At 34.5% G+C, this 14,685-nt stretch carries 13 protein-coding genes; all 13 read right to left on the bottom strand.

Annotation, left to right across the window (positions count from 1 at the left end):
- Nucleotides 1–14: 14 nt before the first annotated feature.
- The 13 genes from galE to N5C46_RS16015 all read right to left on the bottom strand — a co-directional run bounded on the left by galE (nt 15) and on the right by N5C46_RS16015 (nt 14,630).
- Nucleotides 15–992, bottom strand: coding sequence for a UDP-glucose 4-epimerase GalE (galE, locus tag N5C46_RS16075; protein ID WP_261749363.1), 978 nt, complete (start codon nt 990–992; stop codon nt 15–17).
- 14 nt (nt 993–1,006) lie between these two features.
- On the bottom strand, nt 1,007–2,749 hold the full coding sequence (locus N5C46_RS16070; protein ID WP_261749362.1) for a phospho-sugar mutase: 1,743 nt from the start codon (nt 2,747–2,749) through the stop codon (nt 1,007–1,009).
- 32 nt (nt 2,750–2,781) lie between these two features.
- A complete protein-coding gene (locus N5C46_RS16065) occupies nt 2,782–4,170 on the bottom strand; it encodes a sugar phosphate nucleotidyltransferase (protein WP_261749361.1) in 1,389 nt (462 codons plus the stop codon).
- 65 nt (nt 4,171–4,235) lie between these two features.
- Nucleotides 4,236–5,483, bottom strand: coding sequence for a glycosyltransferase family 4 protein (locus tag N5C46_RS16060; RefSeq protein WP_261749360.1), 1,248 nt, complete (start codon nt 5,481–5,483; stop codon nt 4,236–4,238).
- Nucleotides 5,480–6,043 (bottom strand): putative colanic acid biosynthesis acetyltransferase, encoded by a 564-nt coding sequence (locus tag N5C46_RS16055; RefSeq protein ID WP_261749359.1) that lies wholly within the window; start codon nt 6,041–6,043, stop codon nt 5,480–5,482. The genes N5C46_RS16060 and N5C46_RS16055 overlap by 4 nt, the downstream gene beginning before the upstream one ends.
- Nucleotides 6,036–7,196, bottom strand: coding sequence for a glycosyltransferase family 4 protein (locus N5C46_RS16050; RefSeq protein ID WP_261749358.1), 1,161 nt, complete (start codon nt 7,194–7,196; stop codon nt 6,036–6,038). Before N5C46_RS16050 ends, N5C46_RS16055 begins: the two co-directional genes overlap by 8 nt.
- Nucleotides 7,197–7,204: 8 nt before the next feature.
- Entirely contained in the window at nt 7,205–8,413 is a 1,209-nt protein-coding gene (locus N5C46_RS16045; protein ID WP_261749357.1) for a polysaccharide pyruvyl transferase family protein, read from the bottom strand.
- 14 nt (nt 8,414–8,427) lie between these two features.
- Nucleotides 8,428–9,672 (bottom strand): lipopolysaccharide biosynthesis protein, encoded by a 1,245-nt coding sequence (locus tag N5C46_RS16040; RefSeq protein ID WP_261749356.1) that lies wholly within the window; start codon nt 9,670–9,672, stop codon nt 8,428–8,430.
- Between the two features lie 160 nt (nt 9,673–9,832).
- Nucleotides 9,833–10,912, bottom strand: a complete 1,080-nt coding sequence (gene gmd, locus N5C46_RS16035; protein WP_261749355.1) for a GDP-mannose 4,6-dehydratase — start codon at nt 10,910–10,912, stop codon at nt 9,833–9,835.
- 25 nt (nt 10,913–10,937) lie between these two features.
- Nucleotides 10,938–11,879 carry a GDP-L-fucose synthase gene (fcl, locus tag N5C46_RS16030; RefSeq protein WP_261749354.1) on the bottom strand — a complete coding sequence of 314 codons (942 nt, stop codon included), beginning with the start codon at nt 11,877–11,879 and terminating at the stop codon, nt 10,938–10,940.
- A gap of 15 nt (nt 11,880–11,894) precedes the next feature.
- Complete coding sequence (locus N5C46_RS16025; RefSeq protein WP_261749353.1) at nt 11,895–12,569, bottom strand: sugar transferase; 675 nt, start codon at nt 12,567–12,569, stop codon at nt 11,895–11,897.
- A 14-nt stretch (nt 12,570–12,583) separates the two neighbouring features.
- Nucleotides 12,584–13,474 carry a UTP--glucose-1-phosphate uridylyltransferase GalU gene (galU, locus tag N5C46_RS16020; RefSeq protein WP_261749352.1) on the bottom strand — a complete coding sequence of 297 codons (891 nt, stop codon included), beginning with the start codon at nt 13,472–13,474 and terminating at the stop codon, nt 12,584–12,586.
- 388 nt (nt 13,475–13,862) lie between these two features.
- On the bottom strand, nt 13,863–14,630 hold the full coding sequence (locus N5C46_RS16015) for a tyrosine-protein phosphatase (RefSeq protein WP_261749351.1): 768 nt from the start codon (nt 14,628–14,630) through the stop codon (nt 13,863–13,865).
- Between the last annotated feature and the right edge of the window lie 55 nt (nt 14,631–14,685).

Raw genomic sequence — 14,685 nt, 5'->3', positions numbered from 1 at the left:
CTTTTGTATTATAGTTAAACCATTACCGTACTATTTCTGTGCCACTTCCAAGCACTCTCGATAATATTCTCCAGCTCATACCCAGCCTTCCACCCTAATTCCCGATAAATCTTCTCAGAAGAAGCTACGAGTATTGCCGGGTCTCCAGGACGTCTATCTGAAAGAATAACATTCGCTTCAATACCTGTTACTCTTTCACAAGTATCTATGATTTCTTTTACAGAATATCCTTTACCATTTCCTAAGTTATAGGTCGCTTTTTGGAGCTTCCCTTCTAATAAAGCATTCAGGCTTAAGATATGAGCATTGGCCAAATCTGTCACGTGGATGTAGTCTCGAATGCATGTCCCATCATGAGTGTCATAGTCTGTCCCAAATACGGAAATACTTTCGCGTTTTCCTAATAATTGTTCAAGGACAATCGGGATTAAGTGTGTTTCAGGATCATGATTCTCCCCAATCTCTTCCGATATATGAGCTCCAGCAGCATTGAAATACCTTAACACAATATAGTTTAATCCGTAAGCCTGATGGAAGTCCTCCAAAATCTGTTCAATCATAAGTTTAGAACGTCCATATGGATTTATAGGATTGGTTACAGTTTCTTCTGTAATGAGATCAGTATCCGGAATACCATATGTAGCCGCTGTAGAAGAGAAAATAAAGTTCTTCACGTCCTTCTTCAGCATCACATCTAATAGAGTTAAAGTATTTGAAACGTTGTTGTCGTAATACTTATAAGGATTCTGTACCGATTCTCCTACTAGACTATTAGCAGCAAAATGCATAACAGCTTCGATTGGATATTTTGAGAAAAGTTGTTCCAGTGTTTCTCTATTTCCTAAATCTCCTTGGACAAAACGAACCCGTTCATCAATCAAATTCTCGTGTCCGGTTGATAGGTTATCCAGAACGACTACCTCTTTTTCCTCAACCAATTCCTTTACTAGGTGACTGCCAATATACCCCGCACCGCCAACTACTAGAATCATGTCACTTTCTCCTCTCATACTGTCACTAGATTATGAACCCTATCCATTACTCCAATTTCAAGCTTCTTTAACTTTTCTTGGCTATGAGCCAGTGAATTGCCTTGCACTCCAAAATAAAACTTAGCTTTCGGCTCTGTCCCTGATGGGCGTACACAGAACCAAGAACCGTCTTCTAAGAAATACTTGATGACATTTGATTTTGGAAGGTCGATTGCTTCCTTTATACCGGTTTCAAGGTACACCCTCTCTGACGTCTTATAATCTTCAATAGACTTCACCTTAATACCAGCAATCTTTGCAGGAGGTGTATTTCTGAAGTCTGCAAGAATTTCAGAAATTTGCTCCGCCCCCGCTTTTCCTTTAAGGGTTAGAGACTGAAGAGATTCTTTATAATATCCATACTGTTCAAATATCTCCATTAGCCCATCATACAAAGACTTACCTTGTGACTTATAAAATGCCGCAACTTCTGCAGTAAAGATAGCTGCCTGAACAGCATCTTTATCACGAACAAAATCCCCAATCAGATATCCATAACTTTCTTCATAGCCAAATAAGAAAGTATACTCACCATTTTCTTCATACTGTTGGATTTTCTCTCCAATGAACTTAAAGCCAGTTAGAGTATCAAGAGTTGGAATGCCAAAGCTTTCTGCAATCACTCTTCCAATTTCCGAAGTAACAATTGTTTTAATAACGATTCCATTTTTAGGTAATGTTTCATTCGCCATTTGCTGATTTAAAAGATAATGAAGCATCAGTGCTCCCATTTGATTTCCTGTTAACACTTCATATTTGTCTTCAGCATTCTTCACTGCAACACCTAAACGATCAGCATCTGGGTCTGTACCCATCAAGATATCAGCATTTTCTCTCTCACCATACTGAATAGCCAATTCAAAGGCTGCATGCTCTTCCGGATTAGGAGATTTTACTGATGAGAAATTAGGGTCCGGTAACTCTTGCTCTTTCACGACGGTAACATTCTTAAATCCAAATTTTTTAAAACCTTTTCTTACTGGGTGGTTGGCCGTCCCATGAAGTGGAGTGAAAACGATCTTTAGAGAATCAGCAACTTCTTTGATAACATCAGCATTCTGGCGAATTGTTAATAATTCTTCATGATAAGCCGTATCTACTTCTTCTCCAATATAAGTTAAGGTTCCATTGCTCAATAAATCAGACTCATCAGCAACTTCCACATCTAGTTCATTTTCCACACCATTTACATATTGGATTAATTGGTCAGCCATAATAGGAGGAATTTGTCCTCCATCAGGTCCATATACTTTATATCCATTGTATTCGGGTGGGTTATGGCTAGCTGTTATCACTATCCCCGCATAAGTATTTAAATGGCGTACAGCAAATGACAGAACTGGGGTGGGACGTAATTCCTCAAATAAGTATGACTTAATTCCATGCCTACCAAGAGTCTTTGCAACTTCTAATGCAAATTCTGGAGATTTGTGACGGGAATCATAGGCAATGGCAACTCCCTGTTCTATAGCTCCATCTCCTTTTTCCATAATAAATCTAGCTAATCCTTCTGTTGCTTTACGGATCATATAGATATTAAGACGGTTTGTTCCAGGCCCCAGCTCACCTCGAATTCCTCCAGTACCGAATTCAAGGTATTTATAAAAAAGTTCTTCAATTGCTTGCTTATTATTATCTATATTTATTAATTGCTTCTTTAAATCTTTATTTAAATCAGGATAACTAATCCATCTTGTATAATTATGTTTCCAATCCATATTCTCACCCCATTCTTAACTTAGTATTTTTCTTAATAAGAAATCATTTTCGATTTAGAAGCTTGGAAGTTTTCTAGTACCTCTTCCCAAGTAAAATACAAACGGGTAAAGTCTTCTTCTGTAATCGTTACTCCTGATTGTACTTCAATGAATTCCAAATCTGTAATTGCCTTTATTCCATGTCTTTTTCCCGCAGGTAAGTGAATAGTATCCCCCGCTTTTACTCGTGTCAAGTGATCGTCTAGAGCTAGCTCACCTTCACCTTTAACAATGGTCCACACTTCATCTCTTAAATTATGACAATGATAGCTAGAGTTTTTACCGGCATGAATGCAAATGCGCTTCGTAACCATTTCTGGCCCATCCTTATATTTAGCGTAATCTAACACTCGTGACCAACCCCAAATACGCTCTTCGTACATTGGGGGCTGAGTGATTCCACCGATGTATTCCTTTATTCTAGGGCTAGATGCCTTGTCCGCTACAAGAATCCCATCAGGACTGGCAGCTACTACAAGATCCTTAGCCCCTATAACTGTTACAGGAATATCCAGTTCGTTTACTAAGTGTGTGTTTACATTATCTTCTGAAAGTATTCCTTTACCAATTTGATTAGTATCCATTTCTTCGGTCAATGTATTCCAGGTACCAAGGTCTTTCCAATATCCCTCATATGGTAGTGCAACAATATGCTTCGCATTTTCCACTACTTCATAATCAAAGCTAATTTTAGGAAGTTGATTGTATTCTTGAATAAGTTCTTCATAGTATATTGGAAGACCTTTTTCTCTCAAGACATCTAAAATATAACCTAACCTGAACGCAAATACACCGCAGTTCCAAAGTGCATCAAGTTCAATTAACGATTGTGCTTTCTCTTCACTAGGCTTTTCTGTAAATCTACCTACCTTAAAGTGCTTTTTATTACTTTTTTCGTGAGGGACAATATAACCGTACTTTGAGGATGGGTAAGTTGGAGTTACGCCCATTAGAACGAGATCAGCATCAGTTTCTTTTAGAACTGATTCTAACTCTCTTACTTTATCAAAAAACTTATCTTCTACATATGGATCGACTGGAAGTACTGAAATTACTTCATCAATTGAAGTGTTTTCAGCTGAGTATAGATAAGATGCTGCAAGTGCAATTGCAGGAAATGTATCACGGCGTTCAGGCTCAATAATTAAAGGTACATTTGTTCCCAATTGACTATGGATCATATCTCGCTGCATTTTTGAAGTGGCGATTACAGCAGAATCACTTAACCCCACCGTTTCAAGTTGGCCCCATACTCTTTGAACCATTGATTGACTTTTTGCTTCTTTACCCTCTAACACCTTTAAAAATTGTTTTGATCGTGTATCATTAGAAAGTGGCCATAATCGCTTACCTGATCCTCCTGATAATAATACTAACCTCATTGTGTTTCTCCCTTCACACAAAAAAACAGATCATAAAAGTGGATCTGTTTTTCATTAAGTATTTATTATGAATTTATAACCTCATGTAATGTTTTTCTATATTTATTAATGGAAATATCTCTCTTTAAGTATTTATCTAGATAATCTCTACCATTGTCACCTAAAATTTTCAGGTCTGCCTTATCCATTTGGTAATAGTATTCAACTTTTTCAATTATTCCTTCATAATCTTGAGGCTCTACCACATGGCCAGAATTACTTTTAGAAATAAGAATTTCAGCCTCACTATCTTTTTCCAATACTCCAAGAATCGGTTTACCAGCTGCCATGACACCGTATATTTTACTTGGAACTGAAACACCTTTGATACCTTTTTGATTGACTACTAAATGAACATCAGCAGCATTTAAAGAGTATTTGATAAATTCTTTTGGTTGATAAGGTAAGAAATGAACGTTTGATATATTATTCTCTCTAATGTAAGACTGCATTTCAGACTTTACTGCACCTTCCCCTATAAAGACAAAGGCAAGGTCTTTATAATCCTTAAAGTGTTGAGATATTTTAATAATATTTTCAAGGTCATAATAAAGCCCAATATTACCAGAATACATGATGATAAATTTATTCTCTAATTCATTATCTTTGAGAAAGTGTGTGATTTTAGTTTCATATTTAGAGAGTGGTTTAATTTCATCCTCATCTGTCCAGTTATTAATAACTACGTGGTTTGGAGTTTTATTAGAACCAAAGCGATCTTTAAGAGTTTGTTTCATATCATTCCCTACAACAATCACACAATCCGAGTAACTACAACTCAACTTATCTACCTTTTTTGCCCAATTGAAAATAAACTGTTTATTCGTATAGCTTACAGCCATAGCTTGTTCTGGATTAAAATCTTGAATGTTGTAAATATGTTTTGAGCGTTTAAAAAACTTTCCTATAGACCCTATTAACCCGCCCAACACAGGTGGTTGAGATATAGTATAAATTGCATCGATACTATTTTCCTTTAAAAGAGCAACATTTGCTAATATGAAATAAGTAAATATGTACTTTATTCTACTTACCTTAGAAGTTTTATCCACATTTGGCAAACGTAAACGAATAACTCGAATATTCTCTAATTTATCTTTTGCAAATATTTTTGAGGTATTTGAATATTCACCAGCATACCCTGGTTGAGCCGCTATTACAGTGATCTCAAAATCCTTTTGTAAATTCAAACATAATTCAGTAAGTAACTGACCAGTAGAAGCTAAGTCAGGATAAAAATAATTAATTACAAATACTATCTTCTTTTTCCTCAAAATAGTTCATCTTCCTTAAATCGATTTTTAACATATTTTGCTGGTGATCCTGCATAAACTTGGTTAGCAGGTACGTTTTTTAGAACCGTGCTACGTGCTGCTACAACTCCCATTTCATGAACTGTTACTCCTGGATATACAAACACATCACTAGCAATCCAAGCTCCATCCATAATTATTATAGGTTTAGTTATTAAACCAAAGTGTGGGTCTTTAATATTGTGACTACCTGTACAAAGATAAGACTCTTGTGAAATTACACAGTTACTCCCTATTTTAATTTCGTCAAGACTGTATAATTGGACATTATCGCCAACCCAAGAATATTCACCGATAGAAACCTTCCATGGATATGTAAATTTTGCGCTTGCCCGAATCTTAACTCCTTTTTCAATTTCAGCTCCGAACATTCTTAATAAAAAATTTCGCCATTTAAACATATTATGCAAAGAAAATCTAAATAAAGTACCTTGAACAAACCACCAAATTAATACAACGAAGCTACTTTTCCCACGAGAGTACCAGTCTTGATTATAATTATTTAAATTAATTTTATTCATAACTATCACCTATTTTTAATAGGCCTTCATAAATTTCTACAGTCTGAGATACATATTTTTCTTGAGTGAATTCTCTTTCCAATAATTCCCTTCCATTTTTACCCATTAATTTATAGTCATTGTTCAATATTTCCTTGACCCCTTGGGCTAATTTTCTACTATCAGAAGCGGGTACAATAATTCCTGTGTTATTTCTAACCATTTCAGGTACACCACCGACGTCTGTACCGACTATAGGAATGCTACAACTCATTGCTTCAAGGATTACTGTAGGAAAAATATCATAAACGGATGGTAAAATAAAAATATCTGATTGATTAAGTAGGGAAGGGACATCTCTTCTCAAACCTAAGAAAAATACTGTACCCTCTAAATTTAATTTTTTAGATTTATTAATTAAAACTTCTTTATATTCTTTTTCGTGTTCAAAAGCCACATCACCAATTATCACAAACTTTAAATTAGGGTTTTCTTTCTTCAATTCGTTTGCAGCGTCTAATAAAAACTCGATTCCTTTCATTGGAGAGAGTCTCGCAACCGTTATAGCAATTTTGTCTTCTTTTGAAAGGTTCAACTCTTCTCTTATATTAGATCCTAATGGGTTATTGTCCTTTATGCTAATACCATTATATATTTTTCTAACTTTATTGGACTTAAGTCGCCCCCACTCCATCACTGATTTGCTACGATTACATAGAACTATTACAGCGTCATTAAATAGATGGTTTAAATATCCTACAGCTTTATACGCTATGAGTGGATTTCTAGGTAATTCATGTATAGTCTGTACAGTAGGAACGTTAAGGATTTTACCCACTATATTCCCTCCCATCAACTCCATTTTATGGGAATGTATCAGATCAATTTTATGATTTTTTACAATTTTTTTCAAACGACCAATTGATTTAATTAGTATATAAAAATTTTCAATATAATATTTCCAGCTAGTAGGTTTACCAAAAACCGCTAATGGTTCAAATAGTACTGTAGCTCCTAATTTTTGATACTTTTCTACATAAGGACTCTGATTAGGTAAAACTACAAAAGGCTCATAAATATTTTTATTCAACCCATCAATAAGTTGAAGTAATACTGAGTCTACTCCTCCAACATGGCTTGCATATGGCTGGATATACAATATTTTCTTTTTCATTTTATCCCTCACCAACCCCTAATTTTTTTAATCTCATTCTTCAACTGTGTTTCTATTTCTCTAATTTTAAAGCTGACTTTTTCAACCGGAAAGTCCTGTTTCTTAACTATATCATTCATTTTTCTGTATAAATCATCTACAGAAAAATCATCTACCTTAAGTGTATATTTTTCAAGGCCCATATCTTTAAAGGTTCCTATTGTTTTATATTGATAAGCTAGAGCTATAGTAGGTGTTCCTCCGGCCAATGCAAAAATTGTAGAATGCATTCTACTTCCTATGAACATGTCCATATCACCGTATAAGTCAACCAGAAATTCAGGAAAATTCTCAATTTTGTCTAAATTAACAATACTGCTATTAGTAGCTCCTAATTTTGCATTTAATTTTTTTGAAACTATCAAGTCACTATCATTTTCTCCAACTGTGACTTGAGGGAAGATATAAAAATGGCAATTCTTATATTCTTTTAATAGGAGGTTGCATGCTTCTGATACTTTATTTATATAAAGGTCAATATCTTTTTCACTACTATTCTCTTTCGCAAACCTCCAATCTAACAAAGTTAAACCTACATTTATTTGGTCTGCTCTAAATTGTTTGAATTCCGATCCTAGTTCTTTTTTTGGTAACGTAAAACCAATATCAGGTATTTGTATTACATTACTCAGTCCTAAATTTTCTAATAAATTTGTAGTTATATTTTCTCTACTTATGAAAGTGTCTACTTTTCTTAACACTTTTTTCACTATCAATTTATCAATACTATAGTTAAGAGGTCCTACACTTTGTGGAAATGCAATTGTTTTCTTCGACATCTTTTGGGCTAACCAGATATGAAATAAAGAATTTAATAAACCTATACCTAAAGGTCCTCTTCGTGAGGAATATAGGTACCCTCCCCCAACGCTAATTACTACATCAGATTCTTTTATTATCTCAGCATGTTTTGAATTCTTTGAAAGTGATTTAAATAATATTTTTGCTCCATTAATATAACGTTTTATACTAGATTGATTTTCTTCTAGTTGCCATACAGTTGGTACAGAATTCACATTATATTTTTCGTAAAAGCCTTGGTTCTCTTCTGAAAATGAGGACATTACTTTTATTTCTGCCCCTGGATATATCCCTCTTATAAGGTGAATCATTGCAACTACAATTCCTGCATCTCCTCTATTTTTTGCCGAGTATGCATTAATAAATAAAAATTTCATTTTTTTTCCTACTTTCATTCTGTATAATTTTTGATCACTCTTTTAAAAGAAAGAATAAAATAAAAGGTACTTATTATTGCAGATATTAATATACTAAGAGCAGAACCTAATACATTATAACTATTTGCAATAAGCATTCCTATCGTTAAAGTGAACAGTGCAGACAAAAAATTACCTATAAAAAAATATTTAGTTTTGTTCATACTTCTTAGAGCAACAATAAAAGGTCTATTCAGACCCAATACCAATTGATATATTCCAAAAATTAATATTAAGTATTTATAGCTACTATATTTATCATTAAAAAACAGATCAAATGCTATATAAGAAAATAAGCTTACAATTACCACTAATCCAATTAATGGAAAAAAATATTTTTTCCCAAGAGTACGGATATAAGTTTTAAATTCTTCTTTAGTTTTCTCAGCAAACACCGTAGAGGATAATGGTGTATAAGTATTTTCAAAAAGCACTAAAAATATTGTCATTAGTCCTAAAAAGTTTAAAGTTGTTCTTAATGCACCTAACTCGACATCTAAGAGAACTTTTGAAAGTAAAATAAAATATCCTTGTAAAGATGACCAATATAGTGCGCCACCAATAATTGTCCACTTTGAAAAATTCCAATGTAAATTTAAAATATTTCGGTTCCTTATTTTTTCAATTTTTATATTATTAATACTTTTACTAAAAAAAACATAAAATAGTATAGAAAATAAATAGCTAAAAAGTAATATCTCAAGACTAAGTGTAAGATCCAACTTCCTCAAAAATATAACATTACCTATAATATAAGTCATAACTAAAATACTACTGCTGACAAACAAGCGACCTAATTTATTCCTTGCATAAGATTGCTTTCTAATTAGTTCATAAGTGGACCATAAAATTGTTAATATAACAGCAACTGCTACATTATAAAATATCATCTCGTAAAGAAAAAATAATTTTATTAATATAAGAACAAGTACTGACAAGACCGTAGAAGTTATTATGTTAATCTTAAACAAGTATTTTAAGTACATAATAGTTGAATGATTAAATTCAGTTGGTAAAAATACTAATACCGGATTCGCACAGAAGTTCGATACTATCAAAAATATAAATGTAATCGCAGAAAAAATTACAATAAAATCAGCAAATTCCTCATTGGATAGAAATTTACTGTTTGCGAATATTATTATAAAATTTAATAAAGATATGAGCGACTGTTCGAGTAATCCATAATTAGAAATTATTTTTTTAATTTTGTTAAGCATTATCTAAGCAATCCCTATCTAAAATATAAATTTATTAATTGCAATTGATTTTTGTAACTACTTATTCCCAATAATCTATTTTTTTCGCAAATTAGAGATTTAATTAATAAAAGCACATGGTAGCTTTCCATGTGCTTTTATACATATTTGTATTTAAAAATTAATCAAACATTCTTTTAATCACATTTTCATCTTCAACCTTTTTCATATCTGATTTAACCATTATTTTTACTAATTCATCAAATGAAGTATTAGTAGGATTCCAACCCAACAATGCTCTTGCTTTAGTAGGATCACCTAATAATTGATCTACTTCTGCTGGCCGGAAAAACTTGGGATCTACTTCTACGATTACTTCACCAGTAGCCTTATTAATTCCTTTTTCCTCTACTCCATTACCAGTCCACTCAATTTCAATACCAGTGTGTTTAAAAGATAACTCTACAAACTCTCTTACAGTATGCATTTCTCCAGTAGCTATTACAAAATCTTCAGGTTCATCATGTTGCAGGATTAACCACATACATTCCACGTAGTCTTTTGCATAACCCCAATCACGTAACGAATCAAGATTCCCTAGTGATAACTTCTCTTGCTTCCCTTGAGCAATCCTTGCTGCTGCAAGACTAATTTTACGTGTAACAAAAGTTTCCCCACGACGTTCTGATTCATGGTTGAATAATATACCGTTTACAGCAAACATGTTGTAGGATTCACGATAGTTCTTTGTAATCCAGAAACCATATATTTTAGCTACTCCATATGGGGATCTTGGGTAGAATGGTGTTGTTTCTTTTTGTGGAACCTCTTGAACTTTTCCATATAGTTCTGAAGTTGATGCTTGATAGACGCGGGTTTTTTCTGTTAAGCCAAGAATACGTACCGCCTCTAAAATGTTTAAAGTTCCTTTTGCATCAACATCTAGAGTATAACCAGGCATATCAAATGAAACTCGAACATGTGATTGAGCTGCTAAGTTATAAATTTCATTCGGCTGGATTTCACTAATTAAACGGGTGGTATTTAAAGCATCTGTTACATCTCCATAGTGAAGGTGGAAATTTTGATTATTTACTAAAGCATCTGCTTCATCAGCAGACATAATGTCTTCTAAGCGTTCTTGGTTATAAGAAGAACTTCGACGAATTACTCCATGAACCTCGTATCCTTTTTCTAATAAGAATTCCGCTAGATATGATCCATCTTGTCCTGTTACTCCGGTGATTAATGCTTTCTTCATTTTAGTCCTCCATCTATATCGACAATTAATTTGTATTGTTGAGTTTATTTTTTAGGAACCATTGGTATGCTTTTTGCAATCCTTCTTCTAGGGTTATTGATGCTTTCCACCCTAATGAATTTATTTTGGTAACATCCACTAACTTACGCGGTGTTCCATCTGGCTTTGTGGTATCAAAATGAATATCCCCTTCAAATCCCACTACAGCTTTAATTTTTTCGCCTAGTTCTTTTATGGCGATGTCTTCCCCAACACCAATGTTCACAATCTCATTACCTTCATAGTTTTCCATCAGGAATAGACATGCATCTGCTAAGTCGTCTGAATACAAGAATTCACGCTTAGGGGTCCCTGTTCCCCACATTTCTACATAAGGAGCATTTGTCTCTTTCGCTTCATGAAATTTACGAAGCAACGCTGGTAGGACGTGAGAAGATTGCAAATCAAAATTATCATTTTCTCCGTATAGATTTGTTGGCATTGCCGAAATGTATTTCGTACCATATTGACGATTGTATGATTCACACATTTTAATTCCTGCTATTTTAGCTATTGCATAAGGCTCATTAGTAGGCTCTAATTCACCAGTAAGAAGATAATCTTCCTTTAGGGGTTGAGGAGCCATCTTAGGATAGATACAAGTACTCCCTAGGAATAATAATTTTTCAATATTATTTCTATAAGAGGCATCGATCACATTTGTTTGTATTAAAAGGTTATCTCTAATGAAATCTGCAGGGTATTCATTATTTGCGACAATCCCACCAACTTTTGCGGCAGCTAAGAATACGAATTCAGGTTTTTCTTCTTGGAAAAATTGACTTACTTGACCTTTGTCTCTTAAATCCAGCTCTTTACTCGTTCTATATAGAAGATTTGTAAAACCTTCAGATTGTAATTTTCTTAGAATAGCAGAACCAACTAATCCTCTGTGCCCTGCAACATAGATCTTAGCATCTTTTCTCATTGTTGACCTCCACACTCAGTATGCATTTTTCGAACCAAATAATAATAACACTGTCTTAAAGATAATCTTTATATCAAACCATGTATTTCTGTTCCTTATATACTTCAGGTCCAATTCAACCATTTCATTGAATCCAATAGTACTTCGGCCACTCACTTGCCATAAACCAGTGCAGCCCGGTGTAACCAGTAAGCGCTGCTTATCATAGTTTGTATATTCAGCCACTTCCCTAATTAATGGTGGTCTTGGACCTACTAGGCTCATTTCACCTTTGAGTACATTAAACAATTGAGGAAGTTCATCAATACTTGTTTTTCGAATGAACCTTCCTATTCTTGTAACACGGGGATCATTCTTCATTTTAAACATGGCCCCGGTCGTTTCATTTTGATTCAAAAGCCCAATCAAGCGCTCTTCTGCATCGGCCACCATGGACCGGAACTTATACATATTGAACTCTTTACCATTTTTGCCAACTCTTTTTTGAGTAAAGAATATTGGTCCTTTCGGATCTTCAATTTTAATAAGAAGAGCAATAAGTGCAAATAGCCCACTAAGTGCAAACAACCCTATAGAAGCTCCAATGATATCAATTATTCTTTTTTGAGATGAATATAATTTTGAGTCCTTTACTTTTATCTTCGCACCAGATTGACTATTTATAAAATCTTCTCCAGCTAGGTTTGTCATATTTTTACCTACCTTTACTTAATTATTAATTTCTGGTTTTCCTCCACTAGGGAACCCATATACTCTAGGATCGAATTTCTAATTTCATCGTGTTGTAATGCAAAATCAATTGTTGTTTTGACAAATCCAACTTTTTCTCCGACGTCATAACGTTTGCCTACGAAATCATAAGCATATACTTTTTGAGATTTATTTAATTTTTGAATTGCATCCGTTAGTTGAATTTCTCCTCCTGAACCAGTTTCTTGATTTTCAAGTAGTCCGAATATTTCTGGAGTAAGTACGTAACGTCCCATAATCGCTAGATTTGAAGGAGCGGTACCTAACGCTGGCTTTTCCACAAAGTTATTTACCTGATATCTTCTATCTTCATTTGTAATTGGATCAATAATTCCGTAACGGTTTGTTTGGCTCGGTTCCACTGTTTGTACACCAATTACAGAAGATCCTGTTTCTTCATATTGATTTATTAGTTGCTTAACACATGGTGTCTCACTTACTACGATGTCATCACCTAGTAATACTGCAAATGGTTCATCTCCAATGAAGTTTCTTGCACACCATACAGCGTGTCCTAAACCTTTCGGCTCTTTCTGCCGAATATAGTGAATATTTACTAGGTTGCTTGAGTGTTGAACTTTCTCTAGTAAATCTAGCTTTCCTTTTTCAGCTAAGTTTCTTTCTAGTTCAGGTGCTAAATCAAAGTGATCTTCAATCGCTCGCTTACCTTTACCAGTTACTATAATAATTTCTTCTATTCCAGAAGCAATTGCTTCTTCTACTATGTATTGAATAGTTGGTTTGTCTACAATCGGTAACATTTCTTTAGGCATAGCTTTCGTTGCAGGTAAAAACCTCGTCCCTAATCCGGCTGCTGGAATAATTGCTTTTCTTACTTTTTTCAATTTCAAGTCCCCCTTAAGTGTGTGTTGAAGGTTGTTTTAGAATACGACATAATAAATACCTAATGAAAAAACACCATTTCCAAATGTTTTTTCATTAGGTATCCAATTGGAACCCCAACCAACTATTACATAAAGCGTTTTCATTGTTTTTCTTTACTTATGTTTATTAAAATAGTAAATGTGGGCATCTAACCCTTCCTCACATCTCACCACCGACGACGAGCGTCTAAGGTAAAGTTTCCTCTTCACCCACGGCGTGACCGAGTGCCTCCAATGATAATGGTAAGGAGACATTCCCAAAATTCTACTGTTGTCTTTGTGCAACTTTATGTTTCCAACTTACCAACGACAATAGTACCTTAGGATTACCTGTATCTTGATTTTCTTATTAGAAGATTCCGAGGAACTTCTTTTTCTTAATCAATTCAGGTATTTCTTTATATATATTTTTTCCATCCACCAGCAATTCTGCGTTTTCTGTAAAGTAATAGACCATGTCTACTCCGTACTTTTTCTCGATATAATCCATAGCCTCTTCCATTTTGAAGGTGCGATTGCGTATGTTATGAGCATCTGATGCGATGAAGTGTGTCAGGTTGGCGTTGATCATTTGCTGTGAGAATTTCTGGATGTTCTTGCCGAAGTATCCTGTCAGGCTTGATGCAGTCAGTTGCGTAACCGCTCCTCCTTGTACAAGCTTGTAAAGCTTTTCCGGTCGCTCGATCAGCTCGGCATTCCGTTCGGGATGAACGATGACAGGGGTCAGACCCCCTACCTGAATGTCATATAGAAGCTTTTCCGCATATCTCGGAACTGAACTCGATGGGAATTCTATAAAAAGATACTGGGATACTAGGTTTAGGGGTAAGATGTCTCCCTTTTGGTAATCTTCTAAAATCTCACCATAAATGCGGCACTCTTGTCCCGGAAGAACTTCCAGGTTGATCTGTTCTTCTTTAAATCGATCATTTATTTCTTTCACAAGTGACAGGATGTCCGACTTCACGTTGTCGTATTTTCCATTACGGTGATGAGGAGTTGCAATGATTGTATGGATTCCTTCCGAGACAGCCTGCTTAGCCATATCGATACTGTCGTAAATCGTATTGGCACCATCATCTATTCCCGGCAGAATATGGCTATGAATATCAATCATTCCTAACTCCTCCTTATTCTAGTTCTTTCGACTTAATTTTACATCGACTACAATT

It is taken from the genome of Rossellomorea vietnamensis (assembly GCF_025398035.1).
GTDB lineage: Bacteria > Bacillota > Bacilli > Bacillales > Bacillaceae_B > Rossellomorea > Rossellomorea vietnamensis_B.
This window is presented reverse-complemented; position numbering and strand designations above follow the sequence as displayed.

Excerpts from the sequence above, each read along its gene's own strand:
- galE (WP_261749363.1), bottom strand. The coding sequence starts at position 992 with ATGATTCTAGTAGTTGGCGGTGCGGGGTATATTGGCAGTCACCTAGTA.
- N5C46_RS16070 (WP_261749362.1), bottom strand. The coding sequence starts at position 2,749 with ATGGATTGGAAACATAATTATACAAGATGGATTAGTTATCCTGATTTA.
- N5C46_RS16065 (WP_261749361.1), bottom strand. The coding sequence starts at position 4,170 with ATGAGGTTAGTATTATTATCAGGAGGATCAGGTAAGCGATTATGGCCA.
- N5C46_RS16055 (WP_261749359.1), bottom strand. The coding sequence starts at position 6,043 with ATGAATAAAATTAATTTAAATAATTATAATCAAGACTGGTACTCTCGT.
- N5C46_RS16050 (WP_261749358.1), bottom strand. The coding sequence starts at position 7,196 with ATGAAAAAGAAAATATTGTATATCCAGCCATATGCAAGCCATGTTGGA.
- N5C46_RS16045 (WP_261749357.1), bottom strand. The coding sequence starts at position 8,413 with ATGAAATTTTTATTTATTAATGCATACTCGGCAAAAAATAGAGGAGAT.
- N5C46_RS16040 (WP_261749356.1), bottom strand. The coding sequence starts at position 9,672 with ATGCTTAACAAAATTAAAAAAATAATTTCTAATTATGGATTACTCGAA.
- gmd (WP_261749355.1), bottom strand. The coding sequence starts at position 10,912 with ATGAAGAAAGCATTAATCACCGGAGTAACAGGACAAGATGGATCATAT.
- fcl (WP_261749354.1), bottom strand. The coding sequence starts at position 11,879 with ATGAGAAAAGATGCTAAGATCTATGTTGCAGGGCACAGAGGATTAGTT.
- N5C46_RS16025 (WP_261749353.1), bottom strand. The coding sequence starts at position 12,569 with ATGACAAACCTAGCTGGAGAAGATTTTATAAATAGTCAATCTGGTGCG.
- N5C46_RS16015 (WP_261749351.1), bottom strand. The coding sequence starts at position 14,630 with ATGATTGATATTCATAGCCATATTCTGCCGGGAATAGATGATGGTGCC.